This window comes from Pseudomonas sp. 5P_3.1_Bac2, assembly GCF_025465995.1.
Classification (GTDB): domain Bacteria; phylum Pseudomonadota; class Gammaproteobacteria; order Pseudomonadales; family Pseudomonadaceae; genus Aquipseudomonas.
Genome location: NZ_JANLNY010000023.1, coordinates 332226 through 350035, shown reverse-complemented (window position 1 = coordinate 350035; position 17810 = coordinate 332226). Strand labels below are relative to the sequence as shown.

Below are 17810 nucleotides of genomic sequence, written 5' to 3'. Positions count from 1 at the left end.
CAATCGCCGCACAGGCGCTTGCACCGTGGTGATACAGCGATGGCCGAGAAGCGGCGCGTTGTCCCCCTACGAGGTTGCAGGGTCATAGCGCGGATTTGCCTGCGTCCCGGATTACGCCGCGCTGCGGCTAATCCAGGCTACGGGCAGTGCAGGTGATGCCGTTTATGACGAGCAACTGATTTCCAGATGCTTGCCCCAATGCGGTGGGCGTTGGGCGTAGTGGGCGAACTCGGGTTGTTCGGCGAAGGGTTGTGACAGCACGTGGTGCAGTTCGCGTACCGGGCCGTAGTCGCCCAGTTCGGCGGCCTGGATGGCTTCTTGGGCTAGATAATTACGCAGGATGTATTTCGGGTTAACCCCGTGCATCCGCGTTTGCCGGGCGCTTGGTGTGTCGTCGTGGTGCTGAGTGCGCTGGAGATAATCGGCGGCCCAGGCATCGAAACCGGCGAGATCGACAAACTCATCGCGCAGTACCTGCACCGCCTGCTCGGCAGGGCTATCGCCCAGGGTGCGGAAGAACCGGGTGTAGTCCACTGCGCTTTGTTGCAGCAGTTGCAGCAGGCGTTGGATCAGCGCTTCATCGCCCTCGTCGGCATCTTGCAAGCCCAGGCGGCGGCGCATCAGGTCGAGGTACTGCGCTTGGTACAGCGGCAGGAACAGGCCCAGGGCTGCGCGTAAATCTTCCACGGCAATCAAGGGCGTCAGGGCTTGGCCGAGGGCGCTCAGGTTCCAGTGGGCAATCGGCACTTGGTTGCTAAAGCTGTAGCGGCCGCTGTCGTCGGAGTGGTTGCACACGTGGTTGGCGTCGAAGTCATCGAGGAAGGCGTAGGGGCCGTAGTCGAAGGTGATGCCGAGGATCGACATGTTGTCGGTGTTCATCACCCCATGGCAAAAGCCATAGGCTTGCCAGCGGGCGATCAGCTCGGCATTGCGCTCGATAATCTGGCGGAACATGGCCAGATAGGGCTGCGCTTCGGTTTGGCAATCGGCAAAGTGGTTGGCCAGAACGAAGTCAGCCAACTGCTTAAGCGCCTCATGCTGGCGGGTGTAGTAGAAAAACTCGAAGTGGCCGAAGCGTACATGGCTCGGCGCTAAGCGCAGGACCATGGCCGCGGTTTCGAATTTTTCCCGCCGCACCGGGGTGCTCGAGCCCGTCACGCACAGCGCCCGCGAGCTAGGGATGCCTAAGGCATGCAGGTGTTCGCTGGCGAGAAATTCGCGGATCGAACTACGCAGCACCGCGCGGCCATCGCCCATGCGTGAGTAAGGGGTCATGCCGGCACCTTTAAGGTGCAGATCCCAATGCTCGCCGGCGTTATTCAACACTTCCCCCAGCAGCAGGCCACGACCATCACCGAGCTGTGGGTTGTAGCTGCCGAACTGATGCCCGGAATAGACCATGGCCCGGGGCTCGGCGGTGCTCCAGAGCTTATGCCCGGAGAACAGCTGGACGAACTCAGGGGCATCCGCCGCGCGGGGATCTAAGTCGAGCAGAGCCATGGCGGCGTTACTGGCCACCACCAGGCGCGGCTCCTCAATAGGGGCGGGCAGCACGGCGCTGGAGAAGGTATCGCCTAAGCGGGCGAAGCGATTATCGAAGATCAGCTCATCGAGGCTTTTCACTGCTGTTCTCCGTTAACAACCCTAGCCGCGGCGTAAAGCCAGCGGCCAGGGTGTGGGGTTTAGGCCTGTGGCGCGGGAGCGTCAGGCGCAGATTCGGGCAGGGTTGTTTCCTGGCCCTGGCTATTGACCAGGGTCACTTCCATCTTGGTGGTGCTGACCAGGTTGATGCCGTTCTCATAGAACAGCTGATCGACCCGGCGGTTCAGCTCGTCCGTGGCCAAGCTGCGGTCACTCAGTTCGCGCACATAGACCTTCAGCTCGTAGCCCAAGGTGGTGGTGCCGTAGGTCATCAGCTGCACGCCTGGCATCGGGTCACGCAGCACCCGGCTGTTTTCCTGGGCCGCTTGCAGCAGCAAGGTCCGCGCTTCTTCCAGGTCGGCGCCGCGGTTGACGGTGAACTGCAGAACCAAACGGGTGGTGGTGTCGGTCAGGGTCCAGTTGATCAGCTGGCTGGTCAACAGAATCTGGTTGGGCACCACCACGGCTTTACGATCGCTGTCGGTGATATGGGTGGCGCGGATGCGAATCCGGTTGACCGTGCCGGTGACGGTGCCGATGGTCACCGTGTCGCCAATGCGGATCGGGCGCTCGAACAGCAGAATCAAGCCGGAAATAAAGTTGGCGAAAATCGCCTGCATACCGAAACCGATACCGACCGACAGGGCCGCCACCAGCCATTGCAGTTTGTCCCAACTTACCCCGAGGATCGACAAGGTGGTGGAGATACCGAAGCCGGCAATGGCATAAGACAGCAAAGTCGTGGTGGCGTAGGCGCTGCCCTGGGCCAGCTTGAGCCGCGACAGCACCAGCACTTCAAGCAGGCCAGGTAAGTTGCGCGCGAGGATCACGGTAATGGCGCTGACGATCAGGGCGCCGATCACATCCAGTACGCTCATCGGTACCATCGCCGCGTCGCCACCGGCGCCGCTGCTGTATTGATACAGCACGATGTTGTCGAGGTAGGTGAAGACGCTGATCAAGTCCGCCCAGATCCAGTACAGGCAAGCAATAAACGCCGCGCTCAGGGCTAGGCGAATGAGGCGCATGGACTGCTGGTTGATCTGTTCGATATCCAGGGTCGGCTCTTCGATCGGCACTTCGTTGCCGTCTTCGTTTTCCACCGCTTGCGCTTGACGCTTGGCCATCGCGCGCTGATAGGCCAGACGCCGCGCGGCGACGGTCAGGCCGCGGGCGAAGGTGCTGTCGAGGATCAGCCAGAGGATCAGCAGATACAGGGTGTCGATCAGCCGGTCAGTGAGTTTCAGCGCGGTGTAGTAGTAGCCAAAACCAATGGCGACGATCAGCAGCAGCGGTAGCGCGGTGAAGGCAATACCGACCAGTTTGTGGAAGGTGGTGCCGTGCTCACGTAAGGGGCCGACCAGCAGGATGCGGCCCATCAGCCAGGTCATCAAACCTAAGCCGATAAGGAGGATGCCCAACCCGATGACGTCCTCGGTGAGGGCCGCGGGTTGTTGCTCGGCGATGGTGACCACCGCGACCAGGGCCAGCACCACCAGGCCCAACTTGCGCACGTAGTTGTTGAGGTAGGCCACGTTCTGCGGCGCCCAGCGAAAGTGCAGCTCGGCCACGCCGTTGGGCACCAGAATGCGGTACAGGGTGTAGAACACCAACCAAGCTTCGGCCATCTGATACAGCGCTTGGGCCAGGCTGGCGTTTTCGCCACGGGCATCGATCTGCAAGGCATAGCCGCACAGGGCCAGGAACAACGTGCCGGGCAGGGCCAGCAGCACGTTCATCAGCAAGGCCAATGGCGTGTGCAACTGGCTGTCTTTCTTAAAGTGGCAGATGTCGACGTTGAGGGTGTCGAGCTTTTGCCGCAACCAGTTGCGCCGCCACAGCAGTACACCAATCAGCAACAGCAACGGCAGGAAAATCAGTGGCCGCTCGGTCAGGCCCGCCGCCAGTTGGCGCAAGTTTGAGCCCCAGGGCAGTTGCAGCACTTGTTCCTGCAAGCGCTGCGGCGCGTTTTTGAGCCAGTCCTGATTGAGCGGTTTGTTGCTGGGAATCCAGAACATCTGCTCGTCCAGGGTGGCGCGCAGCGCGCTGGCGGTGCTTTGCAGTTGATTCTGATTGAGCTGCAGGGTGATCGACTCATTGAGCAGGGTGCTCAGCTCTCGGTTGAGCTGATCTATCAGGTTGCGCCGGGTATTGATGATGTCCAGCAGGTTGGTACGCAGCTGCGCGTTGTCCAGACCTTCCTGGTTGGCTGCGTTGCTCAGCAGCTGGTCGACAAATTCGGTCGGGTTGCTGATCGCCTCGCGCTGCTGGGTCAGTTCGAACTGCTTAAGGCGCAGGTCGGCGATTTCATCGGTGATGTCACTGCCGATATTCAGCTGTGGCAGTGCCTGTTGTTGTTTGTAGAGAATCCGCGAGAGCAGCAAGCTGCCTTTGAGCACGCTGATCTGTTGTTCCAGCGCTTGGCCACTCTGGCTGAGGCTGTCGAGTTGCTGCTTAGTCTGCAGATTATCGTGAGTCAGCTGGTTAAGGCGGTCGGTGACTTTCAGCAGGTAGTCAGAGAGCTGCAAATTTTGCGCGCTTTGCTTGGCCAGCAGGCTGTCGCTGCCGGCTTTCTCGGCTTCGAGCGATTGCTGAGCCACGGTCTCCTCGGAGATGGCGTGACGTTTTTCGTTGATCAGGCTTTGCAGTTCAACCAGTGCTTGTTCACCGCGTTTGATCCGCTCATCGAGCAGGTTGCGGCGGCTGGTGCCTAAGTCTTGCAGCAGGCTGTTGCCGGCCAGCTCCTGGCGGCTGAGTTTGTTTTGGGCTTCCAGCTTGCTCAGTTCAGCTTTCAGCAGGTCACGCCGTTCTGCGGTCAAGGGCTTGCTGGCTTCACGTTCACCTTTGAGCAGGCCGGTGATTTCCAAGGTGCGAGTCTGGTTGCTGCTGATATCCGCTTGGGCGCGCTCCGGGCGGGTTTGCGCGGTAATGATCAGGCTGTTGGCCTCAATCACTTGCTGCTGCCAGGTGCTCATCTGGGTGTTGCGTTCGGCCAATACCTCTTCGAGCTTTTCCAGCGAGCTGTCGCCGTAGCGGGTGTTGATCGGTGTCCGCTGTTGGGCTTTGAGCTGGGCTAAATCTTGCTGCGCATCGCTGATTAAGCGCGGTGCTTGATCCAGCAGTTGTTCGAGGACCTCCAGGCGATTGATGCTGTCGGTCCGCTGCGTAAGCATGGCTAAGGTTTGCTCGAGGGTCTGCTTGAGCGCTTGTTGCTCAGCTTCGGGCAGCTTGCGTGCGGCCAAGCCATCGAGGCTTTTTTGCACATCCGCGGCAGTGGGCACGTCAGCTGCCAGCACGCCGGTGCTGGCAAAACAGGCAAGTAGGGCAAAGATGCAGGCAAGGGAGCGCAGAAACGACATGGAGATGACCGTCGGGGTAAGAGTTGGCGCAGTTTAGCAGGGCCTTGGCTAACGCTGGGCGGCTTCTGTCGCTGCTTTAAAACATCAGGGCCGGGCCGGGCCGGCTGCCTTCCGGGAAGCGCACACCGACCTTGAGGATTTTGTTGCCTTCCATGCTGGCCACGGTCCACACCAGGCTTTGCCACTGTACCTGGTCGCCGATCACCGGTTCGCCGCCAATCTCCTGGGCAATAAACTGCGCCAGGCTTAATTGCCCTTCGAGGTTTTCCAGCTTGAGCCCGTATAGCGTGGCAATCGCGCCCAGTTCGGCTTCGCCTTCCAATACGAAGTCGCCGAAAAAGCGCAGGTCCTGGGCGCGCTTGGGCGCTTCACTGAACAGTTTGCCGAGGCTGGTCAGGTCGCGGTCATGGCCGATTACGCAAAGAATATCGCCGGCTTCCAGGGTGGTACTGCCTGAGGGGTGGAGCAGCTCGTGGCCACGGAACAGGGCGGCGATCCGGGTGCCGTCGGGCATGTTGATTTCTTTGAGCTGAGCGCCGATGCACCACTTCTCAGCCCCAAGGCGGTAGACGAACAGCTCCCATTGGCTGGTGGGATGGATCTCCAGTCCGGCGCGGGAAATCGGCGCCGGCGCCGTGGGCACTTCGACCCGTGCCTTGCGCGCGGCCCAACCCAGGCTGGTGCCTTGCAGCAGCAGCGAGACCAAGACGATAAAGAACGCCACGTTAAAGAACAGCTTGGCGTTATCCAGACCGGCCATCAGCGGGAACACCGCGAGAATCACCGGTACCGCGCCGCGTAAGCCAATCCACGAAATAAAGCTGCGTTCGCGCAGGGTAAAGCCTCTGAACGGCAGCAGGCCGACAAACACCGACAACGGCCGGGCAAACAGAATCATCCACAGCGACAGCAGCAACGCCGGTATGGCAATGGGCAGCAAATCGCTGGGCGTGAGCAACAGGCCAAGGACCAGGAACATGCCGATCTGGCTGAGCCAGGCGAGGCCATCGAACATATGCAAGATGCCGTGGCGGTTGCGGATCGGCCGGTTGCCCAGCAGCAAGCCGCAGACGTAGACGGCGAGGATGCCGCTGCCGCCGATGGCGCCTGACAGGGCATAAATCAGAATGCCGCCACTGACTGCCAACAGCGGGTACAGGCCGCCAGCTACCTTGAGGCGGTTGATGATTTGCAACAGCAGCCAACCGCCGGCACCGCCGAGGCTGGCGCCAATCACAAATTGTTCAAGCAGGCTGCCGAGGATGTCCCAGCTGAAACTGGTGTGGCCTGAGGCGATCATGGCGATCAGGGTCACGGTGAGGAACATGGCCATCGGGTCGTTGCTGCCCGACTCGATTTCCAAGGTAGAGCTGACCCGCTCGTTGAGGTTTTTGCCGTTGAGCAGGTTGAACACCACGGCGGCGTCGGTGGAGCCCACGATGGCGCCGATCAGCAAGCCTTCGATCAGTTTTAGATCAAACAGCCAGGCGGCCATGGCGCCGGTCAGCCCGGCGGTGATCACCACGCCAACGGTGGCCAGCGACAGCGCCGGCCATAACGCCACGCGGAAGGTGTCAGTGCGGGTGCGCATACCGCCGTCGAGCAAGATCATGGCTAAGGCCAAGTTGCCGACCAGATAGGCGAGAGAATAGTCGTCGAAGACGATGCCGCCGATGCCATCGACCCCGGCGAGCATGCCCACCGCCAGGAAGATGACCAGAATAGGGACGCCGACTTTGGTCGAAAATGAGCTGACCATGATGCTAACAGCCACCAATAACGCGCCAATCAGAAATAGATTGTTGATGGCCTCTGCATGCAAATCTTGCACTCCTTGGTGGTCGTTAGCGACGTCCTGTGCCAGCACTAGGCATGGCGCAAGCCAAGGATTCTAACCGCTGAGTTGCACTGCTTGTCAAAAAAAGCGCGCCGTATGGGCGCGCTTTCTCTGGCGGTGCTGGGTTGCTTAGAACCAGCTGTCGGTCATACTCAGGCACGTATCGTCACGCCGCTCCAGAATCGCCAGTTCCTGGGCGCAGCCCGGCACTTCCCAGGTGAGGAAATAGCGCGCGGCTTGCAGCTTGCCGCGATAGAAATCCTGGTCCACATGACCTTCGCTGAGCCCCGCGAGGCCTTGTTCGGCCTTGATCGCTTGTTCCAACCAGCGCCAGCCGAGCACGCAGTGGCCAAATACCTTCAGGTACAGCGCCGAGTTGGCCAGGCTTTGGTTGACCAAGCCCTGTTGCAGGTCGCCAAGCAGGCTGAGGGTCACTCGGCTGAGGTCCTTGACCAGTTTCTGCAAAGGCTCGCGCAGTGCGCTGAGGTTGACGAAGGCCTCGCTGCGCTGGCAGCTGTCGTTGATCAGGCCCAGTAGCTGTTGCAAGGCCGCGCCACCATTGCTGGCGACTTTGCGCGCCAGCAGGTCGAGGGACTGAATGCCGTAGGTGCCTTCGTGGATCGGGTTGAGGCGGTTGTCGCGGTAGTACTGCTCCACCGGATATTCGCGGGTATAGCCGTGGCCGCCGAGGATCTGGATCGCCAGTTCGTTGGCCTTCAGGCAAAACTCCGACGGCCAGGACTTCACGATCGGCGTGAGCAAATCGAGCAGTTGCAGCGCCTGCGCGCGCTGCTCGGCGGTCTCCCCCGTGTGGTGCTCATCGACCAGCCGCGCGGCGTACAGGGCGAGGTCGAAGGCGCCTTCGACATAAGCTTTCTGGGTGAGCAGCATACGCCGCACATCGGCGTGCTCGATGATCGCCACTTGGCTGGAGGTCGGGTCTTTGCCATCTGGCAGACGGCCCTGCGGACGTTGCCGGGCGTACTCCAGCGAGTACAGATAGCCGGCGTAGCCGAGCATGACCGCGCCCATGCCGACGCCGATGCGCGCCTCGTTCATCATCTGGAACATATAGTTGAGGCCCTTGTGCGCCTCACCCACCAGATACCCCACGCAGTTGCCGTTATCGCCGAAGTTCAGCGCCGTGGAGGTGGTGCCACGCCAGCCCATCTTGTGGAACAGCCCGGCCAGCAGCACATCGTTGCGCGGGCCCAGGCTGCCATCAGCATTCACCAGGAACTTGGGCACGATAAACAGGCTGATGCCCTTCACCCCAGGTGGGGCATCGGGCAGCTTGGCCAGCACCATATGGACGATGTTTTCCGACAGCGGGTGGTCGCCGCCGGAGATAAAAATCTTGTTGCCTTTAAGCCGGTAAGTGCCGTCAGCTGCGGGTTCGGCGCGGGTGCGAAGATCCGAGAGTGACGAGCCGGCATGGGGCTCAGTCAGGGCCATGGTGCCGAAAAACCGCCCTTCGATCATTGGCTGCAAGAAGCGCTGCTTTTGTTCGGCGCTGCCAAAGGTTTCGATCAGGTTGGCGGCGCCCATGGTCAGGAACGGATACGAGGTGGTCGCCGTGTTGGCCGCCTGGAAGTGGGCAAAGCAGGCCTGGGACAGCAGGTTAGGCAGCTGCATGCCGCCGACTTCAAAGTCGCGGGTGGCATTGAGGAAACCAGCGTCGAGGAACGCATCGATGGCGGGCTTCACTTCCGGGATCAGCTGCGCTGCGCCATCCACGTACTGCGGCTCGTGCTCATCATTTTTGCGGTTGTGCGGGGCGAACAGGCTCTGGGCAATATGCCGCGCAGTGCCGATGGCCGCGTCAAAAGTTTCGCGGTTGTGCTCGGCGAAGCGCGGGCGCTGGGTCAGCGCTTCGGCGTCGAGAACTTCATATAGCTCGAAAGCCAGGTTACGTGAGCTAAGCAGGGACTCCGACATACTGATACCTCCTGTGGCAGTGGCGCCAGTCTAGTCAGGCCGAAGTACCCATCCCAGCACTATTAATGAGCGTGATAGGTCGCTAGTGAGTGAAGCCAAGGGCCAGTTCGGCCACCAGTTCGGCGGCGCCGATGTCCTTGCAGCCGCTGACGTTCTGCCCAGCCCACAGCGGCGAGAAGTCGCCGTGACCGAGGCTTTCGCCCTTACTGCGCAGCGGCGCGATGGCCCCGGTGGCCAGGGGGAAGGCCGGGGCGTGCGCGCTGATCGGGCCTAACTCGCGGATGATGCGGTTGACGATGCCGCGTGCTGGGCGGCCGCTGAACAGGTTGGTGACAGCCGTATGCGCCGCAGCCGGGCTGTGCAGCGCCGCACGGTGAATCGCGCTGGTGCTGGCTTCGTGAGTGCAGAGGAACGCGGTGCCCAGCTGCACGCCGCTGGCGCCTAAGGCCATGGCCGCGCGAATGCCCTGGGCATCGGCGATACCGCCCGCGGCAATCACCGGCAGCTGCACGGCGGCAACGATTTGCGGCAGCAGGGCGAAGGTGCCGAGCTGGCTGGTCAGCTCAGCGCTGAGGAACATACCGCGATGGCCGCCGGCCTCTAGACCTTGGGCGATGATGGCGTCGGCGCCATGTTGTTGCAGCCAGACGGCTTCTTCGACCGTGGTGGCGCTGCTAAGCACTTTGGCGCCACTGGCTTTGACCCGTGCCAGTAGCTCGGCGCTGGGCAGGCCGAAGTGGAAACTCACGACGGCTGGCTGGAACTCAGTGACCAGGTCGGCCATTTCATGGCTAAACGGCTGGCGGCTGGGCGCCGGCAAAATCTGCTGCGCGTCGATGCCAAGCTCCTGGTAATAAGGCGCTAGGACGCTGCGCCAGAGCGCCTCGCGCTGCTCATCGGGCGCTGGTGGCTGGTGGCAGAAGAAATTGAGGTTATACGGGCGCTTGGTTTTGCTCTTGAGCGTCGTCAGCTCATGGCGCAGCCAGGCGGCATCTAGCATGGCGCCGGGCAATGAGCCGAGCGCACCGGCGTTCGACACGGCAGCGGTCAGGCCATGCAGTTGCACGCCGGCCATGGGCGCCTGAATCAGAGGCAGATCGATATTGAGCAGGCGTTGCAAAGTCATCGGTGGCCATCCTGTACGGCAAACACAGCTAATGCGGGTGTGACCTAGACCCGGTGCTCGGGTTCAGCCGTTGGGCAGTCTAAGGCAAAGGGTTAGACTATGGGGATTACTGGAGCCCCCCGATGAACTACCGTCACGCCTTTCATGCCGGCAACCACGCCGACGTGTTGAAACATTATGTGCTCAGCCGCCTGTTGGCGTTTATGGCGCGCAAAGAATCGCCCATCGCCTACCTCGACAGCCATGCCGGCATTGGTCTGTATGACCTGCGTGGCGATCAGGCCAGCCGCACGGGCGAATGGCTAGAAGGCATCGACCGTCTATGGCAAGCCACGGATGTGCCGGAGCCGTTGCAGGCCTACTTAGACTTGGTGCGCAGCATGAACCCTGCTGGCGAGCTGCGCCATTACCCCGGCTCGCCCGAGGTGGCGCGGGCCCTGAGCCGGGCGCAGGACCGCCTGCAACTCAATGAAAAGCACCCCGAAGATGGTCGCCTGCTCAAAGAGAACATGGCCAGTGACCGCCGCGTCGCCGTGCACTTGGGCGAAGGTTGGTACGTGCCACGGGCGCTGATGCCGACCCAAGAGAAACGTGTGGTGCTGTTGATTGATCCGCCATTTGAGCAGGCCGATGAGCTGCAGCGCTGCGTCCAAGCGCTGAACGAAGCCATCGGCCGGATGCGCCAGGCGGTGGTCGCCATCTGGTATCCGATCAAGGACCTGCGCCAGCTCAAACGCTTCTATAGCGATTTGGAAAAATCCAACGCGCCGAAACTGCTGCGCGTTGAGCTGTATGTGCATAGCGCTGACGATGCCACTCGTCTGAATGGCTCCGGTCTGGTTATCAGTAACCCGCCATGGGGCCTGGAGGAGGAGTTGCAGCAGGTGTTGCCGTGGCTGGCCAAGTTGCTCGGGCAAAGCCAGCCGGGCTGGCGCCTCGATTGGTTGATTGCGGAGCAAGGCTAAGCGGCAACCTCGTCGCAGCGCGCCTATAGTTGCAGGAGTAGGTGGCGGCGAGTGAGGCGCGCCAGTGGCGCGGTCATGCCTAAGCAACCTGCGTCAGGCTAACTTCAGCCGGGAATCCCGCAGCGACTTGCCGCACTTTGCCGTCAGTGGGCCGATCTGGCTGGTTTGGATGATCAGCAAATGGCCGACTTGGCCAATTCCGTCCACGGCAGTTGGGGCAATCAGGCCCAGCCGCTAACGCTGGCGCAGGTGGCCCGCTGGCGTGGGCAACAGTGGGCAGACTGAGGGGCAGACGAATGCTGCGCGGTAATCGGCCAAGTGACCCAATGGCGTTGAACCAAGTGGGGCCAGGCATGGCCCAACAGCTTGAAGCAAAACTCGCGCTAGGCCGCTGCGGCCCGTCGGCGTACCTTGTGCGGTACAACAGACGGCCACCCAGTTGGCCGCTGCTGCCGTATTGCTACCAGCCGCTGCCGTGATTCTTCAAGAACCGCACAGACCCTCGCCAAACCTGGCCGCTGAAGCGGTCCCGCTGCGCTGCTCTATGACCTATGCCGTTAGGAGTTTGTATGAGTTTTTCGCTGTTGAACCGTTATGCTTTTTTCGCCCTGTGTGTGTTGACCACCCTGATCAGTTTGCCTTTCCTCGCCAGCCACAGCTGGATGTGGATCGTCACCTTGGTGGCCGGTGGCCTTAGTGCGCTGGGCGTGCGTGATGTGTTGCAAACCCCCCATGCGGTGCTGCGTAACTACCCTATCCTGGGTAACTTCCGTTATCTGATCGAGGCGATTCGCCCGGAGATTCGCCAATACCTGCTCGAAGCCGATGGCGAGCAACTGCCGTTCTCCCGCGCCCAGCGTTCCTTGGTGTACCAGCGTGCGAAGAACCAAAGCGCAGAGAAAGCCTTCGGTACCCTGAGCGATGTGTATCAAAACGGTTTTGAGTTTATCGGCCACTCGATGGCGCCGGCGACCCATTGCGACCCCATGAATTTTCGCATCAAGGTCGGTGGCCCACAGTGCACGCAGCCCTATTCGGCCTCGGTGTTTAACATCTCGGCGATGAGCTTCGGCTCGCTCAGTGCCAACGCCATCCGCGCCCTGAACCGTGGCGCCAAGCTCGGCGGCTTTTACCACGACACCGGCGAGGGCAGCATCAGCCCCTATCACCGGGAAAACGGCGGTGATCTGGTGTGGGAAATCGGCAGCGGCTACTTCGGCTGCCGCACCCCGGAGGGCCGTTTCGATGCGCAGCGCTTCGCCGAGCAAGCCTCCAGTGCGCAAGTGAAGATGATCGAGATCAAGCTCAGCCAAGGCGCTAAACCCGGCCATGGCGGCATTCTGCCGAAGCACAAAGTCACCGAGGAAATCGCTCAGACCCGCGGCGTGCCCATGGGCCAGGACTGCATCTCGCCGGCTGGGCATTCGGCCTTTAGCAACCCTGTGGAGTTGCTCCAGTTTATTGCGCAACTGCGTGAGCTGTCTGGCGGCAAGCCGGTGGGCTTTAAGTTCTGCCTCGGCCATCCGTGGGAGTTTATGGGGATCGCCAAGGCCATGCTGCAAACCGGCATCCTCCCCGACTTTATCGTGGTCGACGGTAAGGAAGGCGGTACCGGCGCGGCGCCAGTGGAGTTCACCGACCATATCGGCGTGCCCCTGCGCGAAGGCCTGCTGTTTGTGCATAACACCTTGGTTGGCGTGGGCCTGCGCGACAAAATCCGCATCGGTGCCAGCGGCAAGATTGTCAGCGCCTTTGATCTGGCCAGCGTGATGGCGCTGGGTGCCGACTGGGCCAACTCGGCGCGCGGTTTTATGTTCGCCATCGGCTGCATTCAGAGCCAGTCGTGCCACACCAACAAATGCCCCACCGGCGTGGCCACCCAAGATCCGTTACGCCAGCGCGCGCTGGTGGTGCCAGATAAAGCCGAGCGGGTCCACAGCTTCCATCAAAACACCCTCAAAGCCCTTTCTGAAATGCTCGCTGCAGCTGGCCTGCAACACCCCGATCAAGTCGAGGCGCGGCATCTGGTGCGGCGTATGTCGGCCAGCGAGATCAAGCTGTACTCGCAACTGCATGTGTTCCTTAAGCCTGGCGAGCTGCTGTCCGGGGAAATCTCTGGTGAGTTCTACGCCCGTATGTGGAGCCTGGCCCAGGCCGACAGCTTCGAGCCTGCGCCGCAGCACTGAGGCCACGTGCAACCGCCGCAGGCTGGCCAGCCTGCGGCTAGGTTGCGCACCCACCGGGCCAGTCGCCTCGATTCAAGATGGACTAAGGCTTAACGGCGCCAGTTAACGATGATTTGTGCGGGCTTTGGCGCCAGTGGGGCGAAGTTCGCTTTGTGGTTGACGCGGTACTGGATAAACAGCGGCACGGCGGCGGAGCGACCGCTAAAACGCTCGGTGGAGCCGGACTGGCTGCGGGAAATATCCTCGCAGAGCAGCGGTCTGGGATAACAGAGCTGGGCGCTGAGGGTGGCACCGGCGGGAATGCCCGGCAGCTCATAGCGCCAACTGACCGAGCCGATCGTCGCGCTGGTCGTCAGGTTAGGTTCAACCACGGCAAAGTCGCTGCGAAACCAGGCATTGGCGCGGTTGATACTGGCCAAGGCACGGTCGCTGACATACGCCCCATCGGCCCAGGCGCTAGCGGCCCAGAGGCTGAGGCCCAGGCTGGCGCAGACCTGAAGAAATCTAGAAATACGCATAGCTCATCAGCTTGTGTGAGTCAGCCTGGCTGCTGTAACGGCGCGCATGGCTGCCTGAGGTTGTGAAGTCGGTTGTTGGCTATAAAAGCATGAAACAGGCCAAATACCTTGGTGGCCGAGGACTATCCCTGCGCCTCGCGCAGAGCCTGGCTGCGCGCTTGGTCGTAACGCTGGCGTCGGGGTAGGGCGAGCGGTGGCTGTGCCAGCGCTTCGGCAAGGCTTTGCCGGTTGGGGCAAAACCTTGCGCGCCAGGGCCTTGATCAGGCTGGCAGGCACACCCCGGTGCCGCCTAAACCGCAGTAGCCGCCAGGATTCTTGGCCAGGTACTGCTGGTGGTAGTCCTCGGCGTAGTAAAAGGTTTCCGCCAGGGCGATCTCGGTGGTGATCGGGCCGAACCCGGCATCCGCCAAGGCTTGCTGGAAGTGCGCGAGGCTGGCGGTGGCGGTCAGCAGTTGTTCGGTGTCGCTGCAGTAGATCGCCGAGCGGTACTGGGTGCCGATGTCGTTACCTTGACGCATGCCCTGGGTCGGATTGTGAGCTTCCCAGAACACTTTGAGCAGGTCGTTGAAGCTGATCTCGGCCGGATCAAACACCACCAGCACCACTTCGGTGTGGCCGGTGAGGCCGGAGCAGGTTTCTTCGTAAGTCGGGTTGGGCGTGTAGCCGCCGGCGTAACCCACCGCGGTGGTCCACACCCCGGGTTGTTGCCAGAAGCGCCGTTCGGCGCCCCAGAAGCAGCCCAAACCAAAGATGGCCTGTTGCAGATGTTCAGGGAACGGGCCCTTGAGCGGCTTACCATTCACGTAGTGCGCCGCCGGCACTGGCATGGCTTCAGGGCGGCCCGGCAAGGCCTGCTCGGCGCTGGGCAGTTGGTTTTTTTCCGTCAGGATGGTTGAGCGCAAGACCATGGCGAGTTCCTTGTAGACACTAAAACAGCAGGGGTGGAGCGCTCAATCGTTACCGCTCGTGCGCACAGACTGACATTCTAGGCACAGCCTGCGCCGCTGTCAGCGCCGCCGTGGATAACGTTTCAGGCGCTCGACCAGGTCGCGGCCGGCAATGGGTTTATCAAACAGATAGCCCTGGCCAATATCGCAGTTCTGCCGGCGCAGAAACTGCAATTGCGCGAGGGTCTCAACGCCCTCGGCCACCACCTGCAAATTGAGCTTGTGGGCCATGGCGATGACGGCCGAGGTAATCTCCATGTCGTCCGGGTTGCTGGGAATATCCTTGATAAAGCTGCGATCAATTTTGATCACGTCGATGGGGAATTTCTTCAGGTAGCTCAGCGACGAGTAGCCGGTGCCAAAATCATCCATGGCCAGGCTCACACCCAGCTGTTTCAACTCCAACAGCAGGCGACGGGTGTGCTCGCTGGCGTCGATCAGCAGGCTTTCGGTCAGCTCAAACTCCAGCAGGGCCGGGGACAGTTGTTCTTCATCAATAATGCTGGCGATCTCGCTGAGCAAGTTGGGATCGGAGAACTGCTTGGGCGACAGGTTGATGGCCATTTGCAGGTTGCCTAAACCTAAGCTGCTCAGTTCCTTGGCCATGCGGCAAGCCTGGCGCGTGACCCATTTGCCGATGGGCATAATCAGGCCGGTGTCCTCGGCCACGCTGATAAATTTGTCCGGGGCGATCATGCCCTGTTCCGGATGCTTCCAGCGCAGCAAGGCTTCCATACCGACCAAGGCACCGTTGCTCAAGCACAGCTTGGGTTGGTAGAAAATCTCCAGTTGGTTTTGCGTCAGCGCCCGGCGCAGGTTGCTCTCCACGAACAGCTTGTAGTGGGCCTCGTCTTTGAGCGCGTCGTTGTAAATCTGTAATTGGTTTTTGCCATTGGCCTTGGCTTTGTGCAGGGCCAAGCCGGCATGCTTCATCAGCGATTGCGGGTCATTACCATGGCTCGGTGCACAGGCTAAACCGATTGAACCGGTCAGGTTGATCAGTTGATTGTCGATAAACAGCGGCTTATCGAGGATATGCAAAAGCTTGTCGGCAATCTGCAAGCTGTCGTGCTGCTTGTTGCTGATCAGGATGGCGAATTCGTTACTGGCAAAGCGCGCCAACACGCTGCTGGCGGGCAAACTGTGGCGCAGGCGCCGGGCCAAGCTGATCAGCAGGCGGTCACCGACATGGTGGCCGAGGCTGTCGTTCACCCGTTTGAAGTTATCGATATCCACCAAGAGCAAACACACGGCGTGGCTGGGGTTGTCCCGGTAGTGTTTTTCCAGGGTGGCGATAAAGGCATTGCGGTTAGGCAGCCCGGTGAGCGTGTCGTTGAAGGCCAGCTGTTCGATATGTTGCTGGGTCTGCTTATTGGTGGTGATGTCTTGGTAAATGCCGATAAAGTGGCTGAGTTTGCCGTCATCATCGTTAACCCTGGACAGCGACAAGTGGCCCCAATATGGCTCGTTGTTTTTACGCAGGCTTTTCAGTTCGCCTTGCCAGCGACGGTGTTCGAGCAGGTTGGTGCTGGCCTCAAACAGGCGGTCATTGAGGTCTTTTAGCGCCGGAATATCGGCCAGGCTGCGGCCCTGTACTTCACCGGCGCTGTACTGGGTGATGGTGGTGAAGCTGGGGCTGACGTATTCCACCAGGCCATCGCTGTTGAACAGGATAAAAGCGCTGGAGCTTTGCTCCACCGCCCGCTGAAATAGGTACAGCGCATCGGTGGCAGAACGCCGTTGGTGATTGCTCAGCACTTGCGCGTATTGGTCGGCCAGCTCGCCGACAAAGGTGATTTCATCACTGAGCCACTGCCGGGCCGGGCCGATGTGTTCCAGGCTGAGTACGCCCACCACTTGACCGTCCATGCGGATGCTGCCATCAAGCAACGAGGTAATCCCCAGTGGCAGCAAGTAGCTTTCGCTTAGCTCGCAACTGCGTAAGTCTTGCAGGGCATCATGGGCATCCAGCGAGCGGCCACTGTGAATCGACTCCAGGTAGTTGGGAAACTGACTGAGGTCGAGCTCGCTTTGCACCGTGTGCTGGCCAGTTTCCCGCTCGTACAGGTTAACCCCCTGCAGGCTCTTGCCGCTGAGGCTCCAGATCCCCACGCGGCTGACGTCGTACAGCTCGCAGGCGCATTTACAGATCCATTCGCCTGCTTCACGCACGGGGTTGGTACTGGAATATTGCTGGCGGGATAACTCGACTATCAGTTTGCGCTGCGCACGCACGCGGCGCTGTTGCTCGAACAGATCGTTGCTACAGATCGGCTGAGTGTGGCTGATGGCAGCAGCAGGTGGCATTGGCAGCAAATAGCCACGCAGCATCTGCAGTTGGTCTTGTTCGAAGGCCTCGCCGATCTCTAAGACCTCCAGCCTGCCCTTAGGCGTGTGCAGGTAATACTGCAGCTTGTAGTACTGGTCATGCTCGAGCTGCTGCTGAATGTCGGCATGCAGCTGTTGGTGATTGTCCGCTTCAATCAAGCTGAGATAGGGCGCGTCGAGTAGGGTGCAGAGTTGCTCTGCGGTGAGGCCAAAAATGTCCTCGCAGATGGGGTCGAGACTGAGCATGTTCCAGCTGGCTTGATTTAACCGCTCGAAACGCAGCAGCCCCAACTGCGCGGGAGCTGGTAACTGTGTCACAACCTTGGCCGCTAATCCTTTGGCGACATCAGGATGGCTTTTCATTGGCTAGGGCGCTTCCAGTATGCTGATTAATGTGGGTCCCGCAACACATCAGGCTTGGGGCAAAGGTGAACCATGCAACTGCGACTAACCAAACTAGTAACGGCCGTACTGCTCAGCAGTTGTCTGGCGTCTAACCTGTGTCTCGCCAGTGAGTCAGGCGTAAGCCTGAGTAGCAGCGAGCAGAGCCAATATTTGCTGAAAATCAAGCGCCTGTATTTAACAGACAATGATCGGCAGGCGTTGTTAGCGCACTGCAACGATTTACTCAAAACCTATGCCTTGCGCGCCGGCTACCAAGTGACGCAAAGCAACCGTCAGGACCTGCTCTATCAGCTCAGCCTCGGTACTTCAGGCGAGCTGCTGTTGCGTGAAGAGTCACGGGCGCAACAGGGTGGCGCATTGGCGGTACGTAACCGACCGTTGAACCTGTATGGGGTGGATCCGTTTGTCCGTTATGAGTGCCCCAGTAATGGCATCAGTTGCGTGCTGCACAACCCCGCCGATGGCAGCCCTTTGTTGACCATCGTGCGCGATCATCAAGGGGCGGCAGAGCTGGCCAAGGCCTTGAGCTTTTTGATCCGTAATGTGCAAAAAGGTTGATG

At 60.6% G+C, this 17810-nt stretch carries 11 protein-coding genes; 3 read left to right on the top strand and 8 right to left on the bottom strand.

Annotation, left to right across the window (positions count from 1 at the left end; all coding sequences use genetic code 11):
- Positions 1 to 162: 162 nt before the first annotated feature.
- The 5 genes from selO to NTD81_RS14645 form a co-directional block, all read right to left on the bottom strand.
- Positions 163 to 1623 (bottom strand): protein adenylyltransferase SelO, encoded by a 1461-nt coding sequence (gene selO, locus NTD81_RS14665; protein WP_262183351.1) that lies wholly within the window; start codon positions 1621 to 1623, stop codon positions 163 to 165.
- A 59-nt stretch (positions 1624 to 1682) separates the two neighbouring features.
- On the bottom strand, positions 1683 to 5000 hold the full coding sequence (gene mscK, locus NTD81_RS14660; RefSeq protein WP_262183350.1) for a mechanosensitive channel MscK: 3318 nt from the start codon (positions 4998 to 5000) through the stop codon (positions 1683 to 1685).
- 76 nt (positions 5001 to 5076) lie between these two features.
- The gene (locus NTD81_RS14655) at positions 5077 to 6822 is read right to left on the bottom strand and encodes a potassium/proton antiporter (RefSeq protein ID WP_262183349.1); all 1746 of its coding nucleotides are present in this window, start codon (positions 6820 to 6822) and stop codon (positions 5077 to 5079) included.
- Positions 6823 to 6966: 144 nt separating this feature from the next.
- Entirely contained in the window at positions 6967 to 8775 is a 1809-nt protein-coding gene (locus NTD81_RS14650; protein ID WP_262183348.1) for an acyl-CoA dehydrogenase, read from the bottom strand.
- An 82-nt stretch (positions 8776 to 8857) separates the two neighbouring features.
- A complete protein-coding gene (locus tag NTD81_RS14645; RefSeq protein WP_262183346.1) occupies positions 8858 to 9901 on the bottom strand; it encodes an NAD(P)H-dependent flavin oxidoreductase in 1044 nt (347 codons plus the stop codon).
- Between the two features lie 122 nt (positions 9902 to 10023).
- On the opposite strand from NTD81_RS14645, the gene NTD81_RS14640 reads away from it, so the two are divergent.
- Both NTD81_RS14640 and NTD81_RS14635 read left to right on the top strand, forming a co-directional pair.
- Entirely contained in the window at positions 10024 to 10866 is an 843-nt protein-coding gene (locus tag NTD81_RS14640; protein WP_262183345.1) for a 23S rRNA (adenine(2030)-N(6))-methyltransferase RlmJ, read from the top strand.
- A gap of 569 nt (positions 10867 to 11435) precedes the next feature.
- Complete coding sequence (locus NTD81_RS14635) at positions 11436 to 13052, top strand: FMN-binding glutamate synthase family protein (RefSeq protein WP_262183343.1); 1617 nt, start codon at positions 11436 to 11438, stop codon at positions 13050 to 13052.
- A gap of 89 nt (positions 13053 to 13141) precedes the next feature.
- Here the strand turns inward: NTD81_RS14635 and NTD81_RS14630 are convergent, their stop codons facing one another.
- The 3 genes from NTD81_RS14630 to NTD81_RS14620 form a co-directional block, all read right to left on the bottom strand.
- Entirely contained in the window at positions 13142 to 13570 is a 429-nt protein-coding gene (locus tag NTD81_RS14630; protein WP_262183342.1) for a flagellar protein FlhE, read from the bottom strand.
- 260 nt (positions 13571 to 13830) lie between these two features.
- Positions 13831 to 14478, bottom strand: coding sequence for a peptide-methionine (S)-S-oxide reductase MsrA (msrA, locus tag NTD81_RS14625; RefSeq protein WP_262183340.1), 648 nt, complete (start codon positions 14476 to 14478; stop codon positions 13831 to 13833).
- A 99-nt stretch (positions 14479 to 14577) separates the two neighbouring features.
- Positions 14578 to 17208, bottom strand: a complete 2631-nt coding sequence (locus NTD81_RS14620; protein ID WP_262183338.1) for a putative bifunctional diguanylate cyclase/phosphodiesterase — start codon at positions 17206 to 17208, stop codon at positions 14578 to 14580.
- Between the two features lie 72 nt (positions 17209 to 17280).
- On the opposite strand from NTD81_RS14620, the gene NTD81_RS14615 reads away from it, so the two are divergent.
- Entirely contained in the window at positions 17281 to 17808 is a 528-nt protein-coding gene (locus NTD81_RS14615) for a hypothetical protein (protein WP_262183336.1), read from the top strand.
- Positions 17809 to 17810: the final 2 nt, after the last annotated feature.

Coding starts and splice junctions, on each gene's coding strand:
- NTD81_RS14650 (WP_262183348.1), bottom strand. CDS start 8,775: ATGTCGGAGTCCCTGCTTAGCTCACGTAACCTGGCTTTCGAGCTATAT.
- NTD81_RS14615 (WP_262183336.1), top strand. CDS start 17,281: ATGCAACTGCGACTAACCAAACTAGTAACGGCCGTACTGCTCAGCAGT.
- msrA (WP_262183340.1), bottom strand. CDS start 14,478: ATGGTCTTGCGCTCAACCATCCTGACGGAAAAAAACCAACTGCCCAGC.
- NTD81_RS14645 (WP_262183346.1), bottom strand. CDS start 9,901: ATGACTTTGCAACGCCTGCTCAATATCGATCTGCCTCTGATTCAGGCG.
- NTD81_RS14620 (WP_262183338.1), bottom strand. CDS start 17,208: ATGAAAAGCCATCCTGATGTCGCCAAAGGATTAGCGGCCAAGGTTGTG.
- mscK (WP_262183350.1), bottom strand. CDS start 5,000: ATGTCGTTTCTGCGCTCCCTTGCCTGCATCTTTGCCCTACTTGCCTGT.
- NTD81_RS14630 (WP_262183342.1), bottom strand. CDS start 13,570: ATGCGTATTTCTAGATTTCTTCAGGTCTGCGCCAGCCTGGGCCTCAGC.
- NTD81_RS14640 (WP_262183345.1), top strand. CDS start 10,024: ATGAACTACCGTCACGCCTTTCATGCCGGCAACCACGCCGACGTGTTG.
- NTD81_RS14635 (WP_262183343.1), top strand. CDS start 11,436: ATGAGTTTTTCGCTGTTGAACCGTTATGCTTTTTTCGCCCTGTGTGTG.